This is a genomic window from bacterium (assembly GCA_024226335.1).
Taxonomy (GTDB): Bacteria; Myxococcota_A; UBA9160; order SZUA-336; family SZUA-336; genus JAAELY01.
This window is the reverse complement of record JAAELY010000238.1, coordinates 21976-42417: the sequence shown is the minus strand read 5'-3', so window position 1 is coordinate 42417 and position 20442 is coordinate 21976. Positions and strand designations below refer to the sequence as shown.

The following is a 20442-nucleotide window of genomic DNA, read 5'->3' as shown; positions in this document are numbered from 1 at the left end:
GTGTCGGCTGATGACGGTCGAAGCAGTTCCGCAGCGATGGGTTCCTGAGCCGCAGCGGGGCTACCTGTCGACAGGCAGCTCCGCGTTGCGCCATCCGGACATATCCCCCGCAAGATGGCGAAGATTGGAAAAGCCAGCAGCGTTCAAGATCTCCGTGACCCTTCCCGCACGCCGCCCGCTCTCGCAATAGACGACGACTTCGCGATCGCGATGGGAATCGATTTCGCTGAGGCGGCTACTCATCTGATCATGGGGAATATTCAAGGCTCCGGGAACGTGGCTCTGGGCGAACTCGGCATCGCTTCGAACGTCGAGAATCAGCGGTGTCTGAGCCGCGTTCAGGCGAGAGAGGAGTTCTTCCTGCGAGATATCTCCGGTCCCGACGAGCTGCGAGCTGCACCCGATCAAGCCAACCGCCAGCAGACATAGTGTGGTCAACCTCATGTCATCCCTTGACCGACTCGAGGAGATCGGCGAAGCCACCGTCGATCGCGGTTGCGTTCGCGTAACCCAGTTTGCGCAGCGCATCTACAGCGAGAGCGGCCCGCCCGCCTCCGGCACAATGGACGAGGACAGGTGCGTCAGTATCCGAACACACCTCGCCAATCTTGAATTCGAGAACACCCCGAGGGACGTTTAGCGAGTGCGGAATCGCACCCGCCGCGTGCTCCCCGGGCTCGCGCACGTCAATCAACAGAGTCCCGGAATTCTTCGCAAGACGCGCAGCCGCCTCCAGACAGGTACAGGTCGAGATGCGCGCCTTGGCCTCAGCGACCAGATCAAGCGGGGTCTTGGACACGATGTTTCTCCTCCGTTTTTCCGACCGAGATCGGACCTACCAGCTAGCCTAGCGTCCGATCCACGGTGCGAGCGCGTGGATCAGCCCAGAACTCACAAAACCCACCGTGAGCGCGGCCGCAATCCCCACGGCGAGAGGCTTCACACCGAGCGCTCGCAGCCTCTTCAGGTTCGTACTGAGCCCGACCGAAGCCATCGCCACAGTGAGGCACCACGTGGCCAGAGTCGATGCGGTGGCAATCAGGTCGCTCCACTGCTCCGACGTCAACAGTCCACCGAAGGGAGCGTTTCCGAGGTCGCCGAGCGTTCGAAAGAGCGCAAGGCCCACGAAACCGAAAACGAAGATAGGAACGACCTGTTTGAAATCCGGGCGTTGCATCGCCGCGCTTCGATCAGAACGGTGGTATAGAAATGCCATCAGCGGGATGACGGCGATCATGAAGACGTTTCTCACGAGTTTGGTCACCGTTGCAATATCGAGCGCTTCCGGCTCACCGAATTGTTGTGCGTAGAGCATGCCCGCACCCGCGACCTGGGCGGTATCGTGAATCGCCGTACCCAGGAAATAGCCAGCAAGCCTGGCATCACCCGCGAAGACAAAGTGCGAGACGAAGGGATAGGTCAAGAGAGCCAGCAATCCGAAGATCGTGATCGTACCCACCGCATAGCTGGTCTCGTCCTCATCCGCGCCGATCGCGGGTGCCGTCGCGACGATCGCGGTATTGCCGCAGATGGCGGTGCCCACGGCGATCAGTGTTCCCAGCCGAGGCGGTAGCCCGACCGCGCGACTGATCCAGCTGACCAGCAGGAGCGCCGAAGCGATGCACGCAATCACGATAGGAAGCGCTCCGAGACCGATTGCGCCGACAGCGCCGAGGCTCATGCGGATTCCGAGAAGCGCGACTCCGATGCGAAGGATGCGTTTCAGACACAGGTGGAGACCGGCCTCGTAGACCGCGGGAAGGCCGATGGCGTTTCGAACTGTGAGGCCTGCCGCAATGGCAACCAGAATCGGACTGATGGGGCTTTTTTCCAGTCCGAAGATCGACGAGCCCAGGAACTTGGAAGCGGCACCACCCAGAAAGGCGAGTGCGCTTGCGATGACCAGACCCGGCATGAGGGCTCCGGTCAGTTCGAACAGGCGGTTGCCCCGCACCTGCCATGCGCTCCAACTCGCGCGTTCCTCGTGGGTCTCGGCGGGATCGCCCCATTCGGGAATCCCCTCCATGCTGCCCGCCCAGCGGTACAACTCGGGGTCTTCGAAAACGGGCCTTCGAACCGTCATCGAACCGTCACGAGTCTCACGGGGTCGAAACCGTGAGTGGCTGGAGCCGAGCGGTTAGATGCCATCGCCCTTCCACATCCGCTCTTTCGGCAGAGCGTCGAGTGTCTCCACCAGTTGCCCGGAGAGCCCGGCACAGACGATGCGACACACCTCCACGACGCTCGTGTCGTGGATGTCGTAAAGAGCTCGATTGCCTTCCGAGCGCCGTTCGACGATGCCCTCGCGCCGAAGCACGGCCAGATGGCGGGAGACGTTGGGCTGCTCCAGTTCGGTCGCTTCCACCAGCCCCTGCACCGAACTCTCGCCCTGCATCAGGGTGTTGAGAATTCGCAGTCGGGTCGGGTCGCCGAGCGCCCGAAACCTCGAGGCCACGAGCTGCAGGGCCTCATCGCTCAACAGAGGGTGCTTCGCTTTTCGAGGAGTCATGGCTCAATCATATTCCTAAGTGATCATATTATCAATCTCTCAGAAATATGGAGCGGACGTGACTTGCAGCCGCCTGATGGGAAAAACCCACTCAGAGGGAATTCGCGCAGGCTCTGCGGCGGACACACGCGGGACGGAAGCCGGAGTGATCCCGGAATCCGTGGCGGGGCGGACGGGATTCGAACCCGCAACTTCCGGCGTGACAGGCCGGTGCTCTAGCCGGTTGAACTACCGCCCCACGGAGGCGAGTTTGATACCCCAGGTGCCGCGTCGGTGCAAACCGATCCGGGACTCCGAGTTCCCGCGTCCTTCAGCAAATGGGCTCTCGCGTCGATCCAAAAAAGGATGGATGACCTGTCTAAAGGCCCCGGATCGCCCGAAAGCCTGCCCCGACTGGGCGTAGGCAAGGACGAGGCGCTCCAGCAACGCATCGATATGGTCGTCGCGGGCCGCTTCGAATTGGCGCTGGAGGCGGTCGATGACTGCGCCATTCGGCTGATCGGATCGAGCGAACTCGCCCAAGGTCTTCGCGTGCTGCGGCGCCACCGCATGCGCACTCCGGAGATCCCGCTGGTTGTGATCGCCGCAGATGACAGCGATCCGGTCCTGGTGCGGGATTGCTGGCGTGAGCAGGCAGACGATCTGGTATTCGAGAGCGCCCTCGAAGTCGAATTGATCCACACCCTGGAGCGCGCGCTGGCCCGGCATTCGTCGCGACGCGAACAGGCGGACGATGATGCCCAGCTGGTTGCGGACTACGGGCGCAATACACGGGACCTGGGTGCCGCATTGATACGGTTGCGCCACAACTACGACGAGACACTCTCCGCACTCGTGTCCGCACTCGACCTTCGCGAACAGGAAACGGCCTGTCATTCGCAACGCGTTGCCCTGTACTCGACACTCATGGGCATCGAACTGGGAATCGAAGGCGAGGAAGCAGAAAACCTGTATCGCGGAGCCTTGTTGCACGACATCGGCAAGATCGGAATCCCCGATGCCGTATTGCTCAAGCCCGGCTCGTTTACGGATCGGGAACGGGAGGTGATGCGTCAGCACACCCAGATGGGCAGACAGATCCTGTCCAAGATCAGTTTCCTTGCACCTGCTAGTTCAATCCCCGCCTCGCATCACGAAGCCTGGGATGGCAGCGGGTATCCGGAGCGGCTGGCCGGAGAGGACATTCCATTGCACGCGCGCATCTTCGCGATCGTCGACGCGTACGACGCCATTCGTTCCGATCGTCCGTACAAGAAGGCCCTGCCCCACTCCGAAGCCATTTCCCGCCTGGAACAGGGCGCGGGCTCGCACCTGGATCCCGAGCTCGTCGCTCTCTTCGTCTCCAGACCCGAGTCGCTCTGGAATCAGCTTGCAGAACTGGGGTCGGACTCTCTCAGCTTCCAGATGGCACTCGAAGGTTGCCACCGAGCGAGAACGGAATGACCCTGGAGCTCAGCCTTCTGGGCGAGATTCTGAATCTGGCCCGAGATCCGGACGTGAATCTCGAGGAGTTCCGCGATCTGGTCGCGCGTTCGCCCAAGCTCGCGACCGAGGTCGTAAAGATCGCCAACTCCGCGCTCTACGGGATGGAAGGCAAGATCAACCAACTCGAACGGGCCGTGTTGATCCTCGGGATCCGCACCGTTTCGCAGATCGCTTCCACCTTGTTGGTTGCAGACGTCATGCGCGGAGTCGAAATCGGCGGAGTGAGCAGCGATGCGCTGTGGATGCACAGCCTGGAAACGGGAGTGTGCGCACAACTCCTGGCGCGCTGGCTTGGCCTGCCTTTCGAGTCCGAAGCCTATCTCGGTGGTCTGATTCACGATATTGGCGTCGTCGACCTCTTCGCGGAATACGGAGACGCGTACGCCGAGATCGTTCGGAAGTCGGTCGACGAAGACGTGATGCTGACGGGACTCGAACAGAGCCGCTTCTCCGAAACACACGGGCAACGCCTGGCAAGTCGAGCTGATGCATGGGACTTCCCGGACATTCTGAAAGAAGCAGTTGAACACCACGATACGCCCGAAAAGGCCTCGCCCCTCGGAAAGCCACTGGCGCAATTGCTCTACGCCTCGCACGCGCTGATCGAGAATCCGCTGGCCGGATGGCGGGATGCGGCACCTTCTGGGGGCGTACTCCTGAAAGATCTGGGGCTCGACGAACGCGATATCCATGATATCCGCGAGGAACTCCAGGTTCGCATGAAGGACGTCGTCTCCGTCTTCTGACGTCTCCGACTGTGCGGCGGCACATGATATAAACGGCTCCATGCCCGAGCCCCTCAGACTCGCTTTCGTCGGATGCGGTGCGATTTCTTCGTTCCACGTCATGGGAATCCGACAGGGCGCGCCGCGGATCGAGATCTGCGCCGCCGTCGACCCGAGACGAGAGAGCGCGGAGGCCGTCGGGAAGGAAACCGGCGCGGCGGTATTCGAGTCCTTCGAAGAGGCCCTGCAGAACGCCGAGTTCGACGCTGTCGACCTGATGCTCCCGCACCATCTGCACGAGGAGTTCGCGACCCGCGCCTTCGAGGCGGGAAAGCACGTACTACTCGAAAAGCCCATGGCGCCGGATCTTGCCGCATGCGATCGCATCATCGCTGCGGCCAGGCGCGCCGGCACCGTCTTCATGGTGGCGGAGAATGCGCAGTACTGGCCGGACGTGCTCCAGGCGCGCTCCCTGATCGAAGCCGGAGCGATCGGCGAGCCGATCTCGGCGCGCGGTTGTTTTTTCACTCCCGCGCTTTCGAGTTACTACGGCGGTTCCGATCCCTGGCGACTGAAACTCGATGAAGCCGGAGGCGGCATCGCCCTGGACACCGGATCGCACTGGATCCGCCCTCTGCGCATGCTCATGGGCGAAATCGACGAGGTCGTTGCAGCACTCGGCACGCCTTTCGAACAGATGCAGGGCGAGTCGCTGGTACGGGCGCTCATGCGACACGAATCGGGTTCGGTTTCGGTATTCGATGGCATGCTGACCAACGCGCCGCTCGGTCCGCAACCCCTGTTTCGCATCACAGGTTCCGAGGGTGAAATCGCCATCGAGGGCATCGGTGACGTCATGCTCTACGACGCAGATCATCGCAAAGGCGAACGCGTCGGCGAACGCGGAGGCTATATGTCGTCCTATCCGGGTGAGTTTGCCGACTTCGAAGCCGCAGTACTCGACGGCAAGACGCCGGATGCGAGCGCCGAGTACGCGCTCGGAGAACTTCGCGCTGCACTCGCGATGTACCGCTCCGCCGAGACGGGTCGCTGGGAAAAGGTCTGGGCGTGAGTTCGCGGGTCAGATTCGACTTCTCCGGTTGCAAGGTTCTGGTCACCGGGGGAACGAGCGGGATCGGAGGCGGCATCGCACGCGCTTTTGCCGACGCCGACGCGCAGGTAACGGTGACCGGCCGACGGGACTCGGCCGCTGACTACGACACGGATCTGTCCGGATTCGAGTACCGAAAACTCGAAATGACCGACGCTGAGGCGATCAAGGCCTTGTGCGCATCCCTGCCCGAACTCGACGTGCTGGTCAACAACGCGGGTGCGAACCTGCCCGGTGGAAAGAGCGAGTACATTCCCGAGGTCTTCGAGGAATCGGTGGCGATCAATCTGTTCGGCGCGTTCCGCATGGCGGTCGGCTGCCAGAAGCAATTGGGGGCAAGCGCTCTCAAAGGCGGCGGCTCGATCATCAACCTGGCTTCGATGTCCTCGTTTTTCGCAGTCCCTTTCGTTCCGGGTTACGGAGCGGCCAAAGCGGGGATCGTGCAGATGACCAAGAATCTGGCGGTGGCCTGGGCGGATCAGCCACTTCGCGTGAACGCCGTTGCGCCCGGCTTGATCGAGTCGAGCATGACCGCACCGATGAAAGGCGTTGCGGCCCTGGAAGACCCGCAGATCGCGCGCACTCCCATGCGACGCTGGGGGACGCCGAAAGACATCGCCCCCGTCGTGCTGTTCCTGGCCAGCCCTGCAGCGGGTTTCATCACGGGCCAGACACTTCCCGTCGACGGAGGTTTCTCCGCGGCGTGAGCGTCGAACGCAGTCTGTTCGGAACGAGCCGCGGAGGTCAGCGAGTCGATCGTTTCAGCTTGCGCAATCGACGCGGCACACATGCGGTTGTGAGCGAATACGGGGCCACCCTGAACGAACTCTGGATTGCGGATGCGAACGGAGAACTGGCCGATATCGTACTCGGATTCGCTGAACTATCGTCGTACGAATCCGAAGACAATCCGTACATGGGCTGCGTGGTCGGTCGGGTGGCGAACCGCATCGCCAGAGCGCGCTTCGAACTGGACGGGCGCACTTTCGAGTTGAGCGCAAACCATGGACCTCATCACATTCACGGCGGCGAAAGCGGATTCGGCAAGCTGGTGTGGACCGGTGAGCAGATCAGCGACGAGGCGTGTGCCGTTCGCTTCCACCTGATCAGCCCCGACGGCGATCAGGGCTATCCCGGCTGTCTGCGTGTCGAGGTCACCTACAGCCTGAGCGAATCGGACGAGCTTCGCATGGACGCACGCGCGCACTGCGATGCAGCGACGATCGTGAATCTGGCGAACCACAGTTACTTCAATCTATCCGGTGCCGGAACTCCGAGCGTTCTGGACCACGAACTGAAACTGGATGCGACGCATTTCACCCCTGCAGACGAGGAGTTGATTCCCGACGGTTCCCTTGAGCCGGTCGCGGAGACACCACTCGACTTCCGGGTGGCGACGGCGCTGGGCACGCGCATCGCGGAACTGGAAACAGGTCCGACACGGGGTTTCGACCACGGTCTGATGATCGACGGCGAACCCGGCCAGTTGAGGAGAGCCGCCCGATTGCGCGATCCGACCAGCGGTCGTCAGATGGAAGTCTGGACCACACAACCCAGCCTGCAGCTCTACAGCGGGAACCTCTTGCGCGGCCAACGCGGCAAGAACGGCCGGCGCTATCCGGCGCGCTGCGCCGTGTGCCTGGAAACCCAGCACCCGACCGACGCGGTTCATCACCCGGGGTTTCCATCGATCATTCTGCGGCCCGGAGAGATCTACGCCGAGACCACGACCTACCGGTTCGGCACGCCGAAATCAGATTCAACGAGCGCGCAGTAGTTCGACCGCCGCGGCCGCCACGCCGTCGACCTGTAGACGAAATGCCGCCGTGTCGGCCTCGTTGCCCATCACGCCCTTCAGATAGCGTGCCAGCACGCCCTCGACGATGGCACCCGAACGCCAGTACTGGAAGGCACGGTAATAGGACACATCGCCCACTTCGATCCCACTGGTCTCCGAATAGATGCGGAGCATTTCTTCGCGATCCGGAAACCCCGAGGACGTCGACGCGCTGGTCGCGATCTGCCCTATGCGATCGATCTCACCCGGAGCACGCCAGTCATTCATCAGATATCCGACATCCGCCAGCGGATCTCCCAGCGTGCACAATTCCCAGTCGAGGACCGCCGCAATCCGCGCATCTTCTCCGATGAGACAGTTCCCGAGCCGATAGTCGCCGTGGGCGATCGCCACTCCTTTCTGCTCGGGGATGTTCGACACGAGCAACTCGTAAGCTTCCTCCATATCGGGCAGGTCGCGGGTCTTGGAGTTGGCCCACTGGGTACTCCAGCGCTTGAGTTGACGCGCCAGGTAGCTATCGGTGCGTGCGAGATTGCCCAGGCCGATCTCGACGGGATCCACACGGTGCAGACGCGCCAGGACTTCGGCCATCGAGCGTCCAATCCGCCCGCGCTGCGCGGGATCGAAGTGCTTTTCCGCCATCGAGCGATCCGTCAGCACGTGTCCGTGAACGAATTTCATGACGTAGAACGGCGCGCCGTTGACCGCTTCGTCCCCGCACAAACCGATCGTCTCGGGCACGGGAACATCGGTCGCTTCGACGGCCGAAACGATGCGATGCTCGCGCGCCATGTCGTGGGCCGTCGCCAGTACCGCTCCCAGTGGCGGGCGGCGCAGAACATAGAGTTCCCCATCGCTGGCGCTGACCTTGTAGGTGAGGTTGGAATGACCTCCCACGATCGGCTCGAAACGCAAGGGCGTGCGAATGCCCGGTACGTGCTCGAGGAACCACTCGCTGACTCGGTCGATCTCGATTCCCTTGATCTCAGGCGAAGAACTCATGATGAGGTGCATCTTGGTACCGGGCGGGACCTTCGCGCAAGCCACCCGTTCAGGGGTGTACAATTCAGCCTCGGTCCAATTCCTGGAGGTCCTATGAAAATCGATGGTGGAGCCAGTTCCGACCTGAGCCAGATGCCCGCGCGCGCACGCACGCTCGAAGAAGCGGGTTACGACGGCATGTTCACGGCAGAAACGGCGCACGACCCGTTTCTACCCCTGACAATCGCCGCAGAGCACACCGAGAAGATCCAGATCGGGACCTCGATCGCCGTCGCATTCGCACGCTCTCCGATGACTCTTGCGAACATCGGACACGACCTGAACGCATTCTCGAAGGGTCGCTTCGTCCTGGGACTCGGTTCACAGATTCGACCGCACATCACCAAGCGCTTCAGCATGCCCTGGTCCTCCCCCGCTGCGCGGATGCGCGAGTTCATCCTGGCCATGCGTGCGATCTGGGCCTCCTGGCACGACGGTGAAAAACTGGAATTCCGCGGCGAGTTCTACACCCACTCGCTCATGACTCCGTTTTTCATCCCGACCAACACAGAGTTCGGAGCGCCCAAGGTCTGGCTCGCGGCCGTCGGTCCGTTGATGACCGAGGTGGCCGGTGAAGTGGCCGACGGCATCATCTGCCACGCCTTCACCACCGAAAAGTACATGCGCGAGGTAACGATTCCCAAGGTCGAGGCCGGACTCGCCAAGGCGGGCCGCCAACGCGAAGGCTTCGAGATTTCCTGCCCCGTATTCGTGATCAGCGGCGAGAACGAAGAGCAGTACATGAGGTCGCGTGCGATGGTGACTCAGCAGATCGGCTTCTACGGATCGACGCCCGCCTACAAGGGCGTTCTCGAGAGCCACGGCTGGGGCGCGTTGCAAAGCGAACTCAACGCCTTGTCCAAGCGGGGTAAGTGGGTCGAGATGGGTCAACTGATCGACGATGACATCGTCGATGCGTTCGCGATCGTCGCTGAAAAACCATCACAGATCGCCAAGGCCGTGAACGATCGCTTCGGCGACCTGCTGACCCGCACGGCGTGCGGCTACATCCAGTCCACGCCCGAGCAGGAACGCGATCTGGCCAGGGAGTTCAACCGGCTCTGATCCCGACGCGCCGCGCTGCGAACGAAGACTACGAGGACTGCTGAGCGTTGCGCGCCGGTTCGACATGAACAGCGGATTCGCCGTCGTGTGTTCGCCTTGCAAGACGACTCAGACGTCGTCGAACCCCGGTTCGAATAGAGCTTCGATCCCGTGAGCGGCGACGTCCGCTTCCATCTTTTCATTGGATGGCGCCTCACCTGCGCCACTCGCCGCATCCAGAACCTGTGGCAGCAGAGTCGCGTCGCTCGAGCTGTTGAGGAAGACACCGGGACGGCTCAACACCCAGCGCACGCCGCGCGCGAGCGCCCCCGAATCACGTAGTGGCTCGTACCAGCTGAACCTCGGGCCGCTGTACGTATCGGACCAGCGCCGACGGGCGATCCCTTTGATCGTCTGCACCGCAACGCCGCGCTCCCGACAGACACCGTACAATGCCTCGAAGTCGGCCGCGTACTGGGGTTGCGCCATCATGGAGTAGTTATAGGGCAAGAGCACTGAATCGAAGGGAAAGCGTTCGAGACTGCGCAGATGCATGGCCGCCGTTCTCGTACCGTGCCCGGTCACACCGATGAAGCGAACCAGGCCCTGGTCTCGCGCGTCGATCGCCGCTTCCAGCGCGCCATCGGGACCCATGGCTGTCTGCCAGCCCTCTTCGTCGACCAGATTGTGGAACTGGATCAGGTCGAGGTGATCGGTCTGCAGCCGATCGAGGGATCGCTGAATACTCTCGAACGCCCCGACTCGATCGCGGGCCGTTGCTTTGGTGGCCAGGAAGAACTCACTCCGATGCCGCGACATCCAGGGTCCGATACGAAGCTCGCTTTCCCCATAGGCCGCCGCGGTGTCGAGATGGTTGATGCCTCGCTCGAAGAGCAGTTCGAGCACGGTATCTGCCTTGTCCTGTCGCATCCCACCCAGTGCCGCAGCGCCGAAGATGATTCGCGTGCTGTCGTGACCCGTTGTGCCAAAAGGAGTCTTTTCGATCATTGGGGAGATTGTTGCATAGCTCGACGATCTTGGAGCGATCGCGTGGGACGCGAATCCGCGCAGAGGTCTGACGCAAAACCTAGCGAGACTCTCGATCGCCGTAGCGAAGCGGCTGCCAGCCGAAAACGCGGCCATCGTCGTCGAGATCGACATCGAGTCCCCGGTAGAGCTGCGACCAGTCCTCTGAAATCCAGTCGCCGCGCCCGGCCTCGCAGAGAGCCTCCTGCGCGAGTTTCACATTTTCGTCACTAGGCAGCAGCTTCAGAACTCGATCCAGACACGCCTGGGACTCGTCGAGTCGACCGAGTTTGAGTTTGGCCAGACATCCGAGCCAGAGGCCGAGTGCCGCGTCGCCACCCTCCGGTTCAGCGATCAAAGGCGCCGCTGGTGCCTCGGCTACCAGACCCAGGAGTTCTCGCAATTGATGACTGAAGGTGTGACGCTCGAGTACGCGGCGCCGACCCAACGAAGCGATGCGTCGTCGCTCCTCGGGATTTCCCAGGTAATGCTCGAGTTTTTCCAGAAGATCCGCACGGCCGTTGTAGATCGCCAGATGCTCGCCATCTCGAAAGAGGCGCTCAGTGTCGCCTCTCGCGTCGGTCAGCAGGAAACCCTCACAGGCCAGGACATCGAAGACGCGCACGGGCAGCGACGTGTGCAACTGCGCGTTGGTCACGTTCAGATTGACGCGCGAACCACTGTAGACGCGCGGGCAGCCGTGGCGGTTGTTGGCCGCTCCGTGAAAATGCAATCGCGGATGCTTCAGGCCAGCCCATGCTTCGTCTCCAAATACATCCACTTCAAAACCGGCCGCGGCGATCTCGATAAGCAATTGAGCGCGCGTTTCGGTCGCATGACCGACGAAGGACACATCGAAATCGAACCCGGCAGGCTCTCGGGGATAGTGCACGTGCGGATTGGTCGCGAACGGAAGGTAGTGACAGTGGACGAAGCCGCGTCGACGCAACTCGGGAAGATAGGCATGGTCCCAGCTGAAGACGTGGTAGCGCTGCCCGAGCAGTGAAAACCGCATCCCCTTGGCGTCGAGAATCTCGACGGGGTCGTCGTAGAACCAGGATGCGACGAGGCTCTCTGGTGAGGTCGTAGCGAGATACGCGGGCACCAATCCCGCCGTATCGACGGTGAGGACGAGATCCGGAGTCAGCACCGCAAGCCCGTCGCAAATCGCAACGTCGAGAGCGTGAGCGCCACTGCCCGCAGCCGCGATCTCCACCAGATCCTGAACGTAGACCTCGTGGCCCATGCCGACGAGTGCATCGCGGATGTCGTTCAGAGTGTGGGGCAGCACGGCCCCTGGAGCGGTGTAGGTGAGAATGCGCACGCCGATTCCCGCCACCAGTAGCGCGGTAGCCCAGCTAGATTCGCTTCCGCCCGGACCCGCAACAAGCGAGCCTCCTACAATCGTTGCCAGGAGTGTCGATCACCGTCCAGCAGAACGCCCTCGCGCCACTCCGCCCAGGGCCGCTCTTGCGATCGATCGAAATGGTGGGCGGGAGAGGATTTGAACCTCCGACCAACGCCTTGTAAGGGCGTCGCTCTACCACTGAGCTACCCGCCCAGACAGTCTTCGACCAGAGTTCGAATCCCTCTAGTTCAAGCCGCCCGGTGCTTCGACCGTCGGCTCGATGTCGAAGATCTCCTCGAGAGCGTATTCCGTCACGTCCTCAAAACGCTCCGGGTGCTCCATGGCCAGCGCGTGCTGCAGAACTTCGTCCATGTGTTCCACGAAGAGGATCTTCAGGCGACGTTTGACCTTGGGAGGCACTTCTTTCAGGTCGCGCTCGTTTTCCTTCGGAATCAGCACGGTTTCGATACCACCGCGAAGCGCCGCAATCAGCTTCTCTTTGAGCCCGCCGATCGGCAGGACGCGACCGCGCAGGGTGATCTCACCCGTCATGGCGATGTTCGAATGCACCGGAATACCCGTGAGTGCAGAAGTGAGCGCAACGGCCATCGTGATGCCCGCCGAGGGTCCGTCCTTGGGAACGCCGCCTTCGGGGACGTGCAGATGCACATCTACCTTCTGGTAGAAATCGCGTGACAGGCCGAGTTGCTTGGCGCGACGCCGCACATAGGACAGCGCCGCCTGGGCCGATTCCTTCATCACATCGCCGAGATGACCACTGACCTGGATACGACCCTTGCCCTGAGTGACCAGTGCTTCGATCGTCAGCAGCTCGCCGCCGACCTCGGTGAACGCGAGTCCCGTCGCGATGCCGACCTGATCGGTTTCTTCGCGTTTGCCAAAGCGGTGCTTCTCAACGCCGAGATACTTGCGAACCTGCTTGGGTCCGACCTTCACGCGCACCGGATCCTTGCTGGTCACGACCTCGCGCGCGACCTTGCGGCAGATGCTCGCCAGTTCGCGCTCCAGACCGCGTACGCCGGACTCCTTGGTGTAGCGGCGGATTACTTCGTAGACGCCCGCTTCGCCAAACTCGAGGTTCTCTTCCGTCAGACCGTGTTCCTTGATCTGCTTGGGAATCAGGAAGTCTTTTGCGATCTCGAGCTTCTCTTCCTCGATGTACCCCGGAATGTGAATGATCTCCATGCGATCTTGAAGCGGTCGCGGGATCGAGGAAAGGCTGTTCGCGGTCGTCACGAACATGATCTTCGAAAGATCGTATTCGAGATCCAGGTAGTGGTCGTCGAAGGTCTTGTTCTGCTCGGGATCGAGCACCTCGAGCATCGCGGAACTGGGATCGCCGCGGAAATCGGTCGACATCTTGTCGACCTCGTCCAACAGGAACACCGGGTTGCCACTTCCCGCCTTCTTCAGGCCCTGGATGATCTTGCCCGGCAGCGCGCCGATATAGGTGCGGCGGTGGCCGTGGATCTCGGCTTCGTCGCGCACACCGCCCAGACTCACCCGCACGAAACTGCGATCCGTCGCGTGCGCGATCGAGCGCCCGAGGGACGTCTTGCCGACGCCCGGGGGACCCACGAGACACAGGATGGGTCCCCTGAGTTCGCCGACCAGCGACTGGACCGCCAGATACTCGAGAATGCGCTCCTTGGGTTTGTCGAGACCGAAGTGGTCGGCATCGAGAATGCGCTCGGCTTCTTCGACGTCGACCGAGTCTTCTTTGTAGTTGCCCCAGGGTAGCGACAGAATCCAGTCGATGTAGTTGCGCACGACGGCCGCCTCGGCGGACATCGGCGACATCATCTTGAGCTTCTTGATTTCCTTCTTGCAGCGCTCGGCGGCGTGCTCCGGAAGCTTGTGCTCTTCGAGCTTCTCCTCGAGTTCCTGCATCTCGTTCTTGAACTCGTCGCGCTCGCCCAGTTCCTTCTGGATCGCGCGCATCTGCTCGTTCAGGTAGTACTCCTTCTGGGAGCGCTCCATCTGCTTTTTGACCCGCGAGCGGATGCGGTTTTCGACCTGCAGAACGTCGATCTCGCTCTGCATCAGCGAATAGATCTCTTCGAGTGCCTGGTGCGGACTCGTGACTTCGAGAATGCGCTGCTTTTCTTCGACGTTGAGGTTCAGGTGGGCCACGATCGTGTCGGACAGGCGCGCAGGATCGGTGATGCTCTGCACACTGGCCACCATTTCGGGCGGAACCTTCTTGTTGAACTTGACGTAGGTTTCGAACGCCGACGCGACGCTTCGCATCAGGGCTTCGACCTCGACCGTGATCTCTTCGTCGGACTCGAGCACCTCGGCTCGCACCAGGAAGAAATCATCCTTGGGAATGAACGAGTCGATGCACGCACGTTGCTTGCCTTCGACCAGAACCTTGACCGTGCCGTCGGGCAGCTTCACGAGCTGGACGATCGCGCCCAGAGTTCCGATTTCGTAGATCTCGTCGGCGTTGGGGTCGTCAGCCTTGGCATCGCGCTGAGCCGAAAGCATCAGCATGCGATCCCCGCGCATGGCCTCTTCCAGGGCGGCAACGGACTTCTCTCGGCCCACGAACAGTGGAACCACCATATGAGGAAACACGACGATGTCGCGTAGTGGAAGCAGTGGAACCAGGACGTCTTCGCCCGCGATTCCCTCGTCTTCCGTTTCCTCGGAGTCGCTATCACCCTTGAAAAAGGCCATTCCCGTCCCGTCGCTGCTGTGGATTTGCTATGCGCTCTCGGCCTGATCGTACACGATCATGGGCTCGGCGCCGTTCCGGATGACGTCTTCGTTGAGGACGACTTCGGTCACGTCGTCCCTTGAAGGCAAGTCGTACATGATATCGAGCATCGTTCGTTCCAGGATCGAGCGAAGTCCGCGCGCTCCCGACTTGCGCGAGATCGCCTCGTCCGCGACCGCGTTCAAAGCGCCTTCCGTGAAGCGCAGAGTCACGCCTTCGAGTTCGAGCAACTTCTGGTACTGCTTGACCAGAGCGTTCTTGGGTTCGGTAAGGATGTTGATCAGCGCCTCGCGATTGAGGTCTTCGAGCGTCGCCACGACAGGCAAACGCCCCATGAACTCGGGAATCATGCCGAACTTCAGCAGGTCTTCCGTATGCACGTGGCGCAAGACCTGACCGAGCTTTCGATCCTTGGTGCGCAACTCGGCGCCGAATCCCATGCCGTGGACGCCGATGCGTCGCTCGATCACTTCCTCGATACCATGGAAGGCACCGCCGCAGATGAACAGCAGATTGGTCGTGTCGACCTGTACGAACTCCTGCTGCGGATGTTTGCGCCCCCCCTTGGGCGGGACGTTCGCCACCGTGCCCTCGATGATCTTGAGCAGCGCCTGTTGCACACCTTCGCCGGAGACATCGCGCGTGATCGATGGGTTCTCGCTCTTGCGCGCGATCTTGTCGATCTCGTCGATGTACACGATGCCCCGCTGCGCGCGCTCCACGTCGTAGTTCGCAGCTTGCAGCAGGTTCAGGATGATGTTCTCCACGTCTTCGCCGACGTAACCCGCTTCTGTAAGGGTCGTCGCATCGGCGATCGTGAATGGCACGTCGATGATCTTGGCCAATGTCTGGGCCAGAAGCGTCTTGCCGCAACCCGTGGGGCCCAGCAGCAGAATGTTCGACTTCTGCAACTCGACGTCGCCGACGACCGACTGGTTTTCGATGCGGCGGTAGTGATTGTGGATGGCGACGGAGAGCACCTTCTTGGCATCGGCCTGCCCTACCACGTATTGATCGAGGATTGCGTTGATCTCGCGCGGCTTGGGGATCGAGGAAGAGCCGGTTTCGGTGTCGCGACTCGCCTCTTCGGCGATGATGTCGTTGCACAGCTCGATGCACTCATCGCAGATGTAGACGGTGGGTCCAGCGATGAGCTTCTTGACTTCCTTCTGACTCTTGCCGCAGAACGAGCAGGCCAGATTGGTGCCTTCTTCCTTCTTGCCCTTCACCGCTTGTCTCCCCCAGCACCGTTATCGGCACCGGACTTGTGTCGCGTAATGATCTGATCGACGATCCCGTACTCGACCGCTTCCTCGGCATTCATGAAGCGATCTCGCTCCGTGTCCTTGGAAACGGTTTCGACCGCCTGGCCGGTGTGCTGTGCGAGAATTTCGTTCATGCGCTCGCGCAGCTTCAAAATCTCTTCGGCGGCGATCTGGATGTCGCTGGCCTGGCCTTGAGCCCCACCCCAGGGCTGGTGGATCATCACTCGTGAATTGGGGAGAACACTCCGCTTGCCGGGAGCGCCCGCGGCCAGAAGCAAAGTGGCCATACTCGCGGCCTGACCCATACAGGTGGTCTGCACCGCGGGATTCACATATTGCATCACATCGTAGATGCCGAGTCCGGCATTGACCTCGCCTCCGGGCGAGCTGATGTACATGTGAATGTCTTTCTCGGGATCATCTGCCTCCAGAAAGAGGAGTTGGGCAATGATCACGTTCGCGACGTCTTCACTGATCGGACTGCCGAGCACGACAATTCGATCCAGGAGCAAGCGCGAGTAGATATCGTAGGCCCGCTCGCCCCGGTGCGTTTGTTCGACCACCATCGGAATCATCATCGACATGGTTCTATTCTAACGGATCCGAACGGGGTGCGTCAGAGACACAGATGCACAACAGCGCGTATTTCGCTTTCTGTTTCAGTGCGTTACGCGTCAGAAAGCGTAGCTTCCGACACCAGAAGTTCCACGACCTTCTCTTCGAGCAATCCACCGGCGACTGCGTGGATCATCCCGTCTTCCCTGGAGGCTTTTCGGACCTCGGCCAGCGGCTTCCCCTGCTGGGCAGCGATTTCGGCAAGTCGCGCGTCGATTTCCTCCGGTGAGACCTCCAATTCCTGCTCCTTGGCGATCTCAGGAACGAGCAGAGCGAGACTGAGGTCCCGTTCGACCTGCGGTCGCCACTCCTCGGTCCAGGTTCCGATCATCTCCCGCGCCTGCTCTTCCGGAAGCTGACCGCCGAATTGCTGCATCGCGCGCTGGATGCGATTGCTGAGCTGCATCTCGATCAGGGTCGGCGGTACGGGGAACGGATTTGCTGCGACGAGCGCATCGACCACCGCCTCGCGTAGCTGACGCTTTTCGTCCTGCGCCCGGCCCTCGTCGACGCGCGTCTGCATCTCGGCACGGAACTCGGCGAGCGTCTCGTGCTCAGAAACGTCTTTCGCAAATTCATCGTCGAGTTCCGGAAGCTCGCGGCGCTTGAGCCCGTGCAGCTTGACCTTGAACGTGGCTTCTTTGCCAGTCAGGTGCTCCGCCGGGTAATCGTCGGGAAAGGTGACCTGGAACTCGCGTTCGTCGCCCACCACCAATCCGACCAGATTGTCCTCGAACCCCGGGATGGTACGGCCCGCTCCGATATCGATCTGGGCCTCTTCGGCCTTGCCGCCCTCGAAGGGTTCGCCGTCCAGGAAACCTTCGTAATCGAGAACGGCCAGGTGGCCGCGCGCCGAGGTCGTGCCATCTTCGGTATCCAGAATCTGCGCGTGCTGCTCGCGAAGCTGCTCCAGGTGAGCATCGATCGGATCCTTTTCGGGTTCCGGCAGAACAGGTCGGACCACTTTCAGGCCCTTCGTCGATTTGAGCTCGATCTCGGGCCGGATCTCGACCGCAGCCACGTAGACGAACACCGAACCCTGCTGGGGCCGCTCGCCCGGATCCAGGCGGGGCTCACCCAGTACATCGAGATCCTGCTCTTCGATCGCCTTGAACAGGGTTTCGCGGACCAGGCGCTCGAGAACCTCTCCTCGAGCCTGATCCGAATAGTACTTTTCGATCACGGACCGGGGTGCTTTGCCCTTTCGAAAGCCCTTGATGTGCGCGGACTTGCCGAACTGCTTGAAGACTTGATCAAAAGCTCGATCGACATCCGTGGTCGGAATCTCGATCTTGAGTTTTCGCTCGACCGGACCGGTTTCTTCGACGCTCAATTCCATAGCCGGCGCAGCATAGCGAACCGCGTCCAAGCGCGCGCGGCCCAGCACGAGCAGGCGGGGAGCTATTTTCCCTCGATGTGCTCAGCGACCACAGCCAGAAGGGCTGGGCGGTCGATCGGCTTGCTCGCAAAACCGTCGCAACCGGCTCGCAGACAGGCGTCGCGCTCATGCGACATGGCGTGGGCGGTCAAGGCCACGATCTGGCCATTGTAGCCGGATTGGCGCAGCTGCACGGTCGCGCTCAGACCGTCGAGTTCGGGCATCTGGACGTCCATCAGGATCAAGTCGTAGGGTTCACCGGCCGACTCGGCTCGAAGCGCCTTCTCGACCGCGATTCTGCCGTTCTCGGTGGTGTCCACACGGAGTCCGGACTTCAACAAGATCAGCGAGATCAGGCGCCGATTGTCCGCTCCATCATCCGCCAGGAGCACGGACCCCTCGAGGTGACACGGAGCGACGGTCTCAGCCGCAACCTCTTCCGCGATGGCTTCGGCCGGGTTTTCGATCATGCGAACGTTCTTGAGCGAACCCACTTCGATCGTCAAGCTCACGCGCGTCCCGCTTCCGGGTTCGCTCTCGAGCGAAATATCTCCACCGAGCAGACCGACCAGGCGCTTGCTGATCGCCAGACCCAGACCCGTACCGCCGTGCTCGCGGGTCGTCGACATATCGACCTGCATGAAGGGCTCGAAGATCTTCGCCTGTGCACCCCCTGATATTCCAACACCCGTATCGGCCACCACGAAGCGCATACGCGGTTGTTCGCGATCCACGGATTCGAGCAACTCGACGATCACGCGAACTTCGCCCGTGTCGGTGAACTTGATCGCGTTGCCGGCCAGGTTCAGCAGGATCTGGCGCAAGCGCGTCGGATCGGTCTCGATCGTTTCGGGGATCGCGCCCAGGTACTCGATCTCAAAGGCGAGACCTTTGGCAATCGCCCGCGCGCGCATCAGCGATGCCACATCGGTGACCATCTGACACGCTGAAGTTCGCGTGCGCTCCACCTGCATGTGCCCTGCCTCGAGCTTCGAGAGATCCAGGATCCCGTCGAGCAGCTTCAAGAGATGATCCGCGTTGCGCCGCACGACCGAGATATAGTCCGTGTGATCCTCGGCCGTCAGGTCGGGATCGGCCATCAGGTCCAGGTAACCCACGATCGCAGTCATGGGCGTGCGGATCTCATGGCTCATGTTGGCCAGGAACTGGCTCTTGAGACGATTGGCTTCCTCAGCCGCGAAGCGCTGAACGCGTAGCTCGCGCGCGGCGCGATCGGTCGTCTCGAGTCGGTTCTCGGCCTGAGCCAGGTTCTGACCCATGTCGAGTGTGAGCGCAGCAAGTCGTTCATTCGCGCGCCGCATGAGATCGCCGAAAGCGCGCTGTTCGCCCAGATCCAGATCCAGCTCCTCGACCGCGGACTGCATCTGCGGCTCGACGCGCTGCAGGATTTCTTCGAGTTCCGGCCCACCGATGCCCAACAGGTCCAAAGCCAGCTCGCGAAGCCGGACAAGGGCGCTCGCATCCTCACTCAGACAGAACACCTTCCCCACCTGGGCCGCGACCCGCAGCACCCGCGCAATGCGCGCTTCGATGGGATCGCCCAGAGCGGTACCACTCGCCTGGTGGTGCACGCTGATCGGCTCCCAAAGTATGGGCGGTATGCGCCAGTTTCTCAGCAACTCGGCGCCGACCTCCATGTGATCGGTCCCGATTTCCGCGCGCTCGCTCAACCAGAGTTCCTCGCCCATCTCGTTCAAGCGACTCAGGACCGAGTCATAGCGGTCTGGAGCGATCTGATTCAGAGCCAGCACACCGATGTCCTGGAGGATTCCCGCAGCGTAGGCCTCGTCGCGCAAGGTCGGCTCGTTACCGATCAGATCGCGCGCGGCGATCGCAGTAGTCAGCGAGTGGCGCCAGTGCAAGCGGGGATCGAAACGACCTGGACTTCCGGCGCCTTTCCAGGAAGGCAATTCGAAACTCAGAAGTACCGAGTGGATTTCCTGAGCTCCGAGAGTACGGATCGCCTGAAGTACCGTCGAAATTGGGCGGCGGGTGGTACGGTCGGCCGAATTGGCCGCGCGCAATACGCGAGCGACGAGCACGGGATCGCACTCGATCACGCGCTGCAACGCTTTCAGATCCGGAACCTTCGCAGAGAGTACTTCGAGTACGTGCGAGGCTATGCCGGGGGGAGACGGCAGAGACGTGACTTCACTTGCGATTCTGTAGGGATCGTTTTCCATTACAAACCTTGGTCTTCGATCGTCCGAGCGGCCGAGGAGCTTGACTTCAAGAACGCCGCCGGCGCGCACGTGTGCATCGACGTGCCCCGAGGCGCGGTGAATGGCACGAATCTCCTGCGCGCCTATCAACACACCCGACCTACGGCGGTT

18 protein-coding genes and 2 tRNA genes are annotated in these 20442 nt (G+C 61.5%); 6 read left to right on the top strand and 14 right to left on the bottom strand.

Features of this window, described 5'->3' with window-relative positions; all coding sequences use genetic code 11:
- Positions 1 to 60: 60 nt before the first annotated feature.
- The 5 genes from GY725_11835 to GY725_11815 all read right to left on the bottom strand — a co-directional run bounded on the left by GY725_11835 (position 61) and on the right by GY725_11815 (position 2747).
- Positions 61 to 438, bottom strand: coding sequence for a rhodanese-like domain-containing protein (locus tag GY725_11835; GenBank protein MCP4004876.1), 378 nt, complete (start codon positions 436 to 438; stop codon positions 61 to 63).
- 7 nt (positions 439 to 445) lie between these two features.
- The gene (locus tag GY725_11830; protein MCP4004875.1) at positions 446 to 802 is read right to left on the bottom strand and encodes a rhodanese-like domain-containing protein; all 357 of its coding nucleotides are present in this window, start codon (positions 800 to 802) and stop codon (positions 446 to 448) included.
- Between the two features lie 45 nt (positions 803 to 847).
- Positions 848 to 2083, bottom strand: coding sequence for a putative sulfate exporter family transporter (locus GY725_11825; GenBank protein MCP4004874.1), 1236 nt, complete (start codon positions 2081 to 2083; stop codon positions 848 to 850).
- Between the two features lie 54 nt (positions 2084 to 2137).
- Entirely contained in the window at positions 2138 to 2509 is a 372-nt protein-coding gene (locus GY725_11820) for a winged helix-turn-helix transcriptional regulator (GenBank protein ID MCP4004873.1), read from the bottom strand.
- 161 nt (positions 2510 to 2670) lie between these two features.
- Positions 2671 to 2747 (bottom strand) — tRNA-Asp (locus GY725_11815).
- A 107-nt stretch (positions 2748 to 2854) separates the two neighbouring features.
- On the opposite strand from GY725_11815, the gene GY725_11810 reads away from it, so the two are divergent.
- The 5 genes from GY725_11810 to GY725_11790 are packed head-to-tail and all read left to right on the top strand — an operon-like array spanning position 2855 to position 7607.
- The gene (locus tag GY725_11810) at positions 2855 to 3952 is read left to right on the top strand and encodes an HD-GYP domain-containing protein (protein ID MCP4004872.1); all 1098 of its coding nucleotides are present in this window, start codon (positions 2855 to 2857) and stop codon (positions 3950 to 3952) included.
- Positions 3949 to 4740, top strand: coding sequence for an HDOD domain-containing protein (locus GY725_11805; GenBank protein ID MCP4004871.1), 792 nt, complete (start codon positions 3949 to 3951; stop codon positions 4738 to 4740). Before GY725_11810 ends, GY725_11805 begins: the two co-directional genes overlap by 4 nt.
- A 40-nt stretch (positions 4741 to 4780) precedes the next feature.
- Positions 4781 to 5791 (top strand): Gfo/Idh/MocA family oxidoreductase, encoded by a 1011-nt coding sequence (locus GY725_11800; GenBank protein MCP4004870.1) that lies wholly within the window; start codon positions 4781 to 4783, stop codon positions 5789 to 5791.
- The gene (locus GY725_11795) at positions 5782 to 6537 is read left to right on the top strand and encodes an SDR family oxidoreductase (GenBank protein ID MCP4004869.1); all 756 of its coding nucleotides are present in this window, start codon (positions 5782 to 5784) and stop codon (positions 6535 to 6537) included. The genes GY725_11800 and GY725_11795 overlap by 10 nt, the downstream gene beginning before the upstream one ends.
- On the top strand, positions 6534 to 7607 hold the full coding sequence (locus tag GY725_11790) for a galactose mutarotase (protein ID MCP4004868.1): 1074 nt from the start codon (positions 6534 to 6536) through the stop codon (positions 7605 to 7607). The genes GY725_11795 and GY725_11790 overlap by 4 nt, the downstream gene beginning before the upstream one ends.
- On the opposite strand, the gene GY725_11785 is transcribed toward GY725_11790, so the two are convergent.
- On the bottom strand, positions 7590 to 8630 hold the full coding sequence (locus tag GY725_11785) for a phosphotransferase family protein (GenBank protein MCP4004867.1): 1041 nt from the start codon (positions 8628 to 8630) through the stop codon (positions 7590 to 7592). The two genes, GY725_11790 and GY725_11785, sit on opposite strands and share 18 nt — an antisense overlap.
- Before the next feature lie 93 nt (positions 8631 to 8723).
- On the opposite strand from GY725_11785, the gene GY725_11780 reads away from it, so the two are divergent.
- Entirely contained in the window at positions 8724 to 9734 is a 1011-nt protein-coding gene (locus GY725_11780) for an LLM class F420-dependent oxidoreductase (GenBank protein ID MCP4004866.1), read from the top strand.
- Positions 9735 to 9842: 108 nt separating this feature from the next.
- Here GY725_11780 and GY725_11775 read toward each other — a convergent pair whose 3' ends face one another.
- The 8 genes from GY725_11775 to GY725_11740 all read right to left on the bottom strand — a co-directional run bounded on the left by GY725_11775 (position 9843) and on the right by GY725_11740 (position 20424).
- Positions 9843 to 10721, bottom strand: a complete 879-nt coding sequence (locus tag GY725_11775) for an aldo/keto reductase (GenBank protein MCP4004865.1) — start codon at positions 10719 to 10721, stop codon at positions 9843 to 9845.
- Positions 10722 to 10800: 79 nt separating this feature from the next.
- Positions 10801 to 12063 carry a glycosyltransferase gene (locus GY725_11770; GenBank protein MCP4004864.1) on the bottom strand — a complete coding sequence of 421 codons (1263 nt, stop codon included), beginning with the start codon at positions 12061 to 12063 and terminating at the stop codon, positions 10801 to 10803.
- A gap of 162 nt (positions 12064 to 12225) precedes the next feature.
- Positions 12226 to 12300: transfer RNA gene (locus tag GY725_11765), tRNA-Val, on the bottom strand.
- 30 nt (positions 12301 to 12330) lie between these two features.
- Positions 12331 to 14790, bottom strand: coding sequence for an endopeptidase La (lon, locus tag GY725_11760; protein MCP4004863.1), 2460 nt, complete (start codon positions 14788 to 14790; stop codon positions 12331 to 12333).
- 27 nt (positions 14791 to 14817) lie between these two features.
- The gene (gene clpX / locus GY725_11755) at positions 14818 to 16059 is read right to left on the bottom strand and encodes an ATP-dependent Clp protease ATP-binding subunit ClpX (GenBank protein ID MCP4004862.1); all 1242 of its coding nucleotides are present in this window, start codon (positions 16057 to 16059) and stop codon (positions 14818 to 14820) included.
- The gene (clpP, locus tag GY725_11750) at positions 16056 to 16679 is read right to left on the bottom strand and encodes an ATP-dependent Clp endopeptidase proteolytic subunit ClpP (GenBank protein MCP4004861.1); all 624 of its coding nucleotides are present in this window, start codon (positions 16677 to 16679) and stop codon (positions 16056 to 16058) included. The genes clpX and clpP overlap by 4 nt, the downstream gene beginning before the upstream one ends.
- Before the next feature lie 83 nt (positions 16680 to 16762).
- Positions 16763 to 18043, bottom strand: coding sequence for a trigger factor (tig, locus tag GY725_11745; GenBank protein ID MCP4004860.1), 1281 nt, complete (start codon positions 18041 to 18043; stop codon positions 16763 to 16765).
- A 68-nt stretch (positions 18044 to 18111) separates the two neighbouring features.
- A complete protein-coding gene (locus GY725_11740) occupies positions 18112 to 20424 on the bottom strand; it encodes an HDOD domain-containing protein (GenBank protein MCP4004859.1) in 2313 nt (770 codons plus the stop codon).
- Positions 20425 to 20442: the final 18 nt, after the last annotated feature.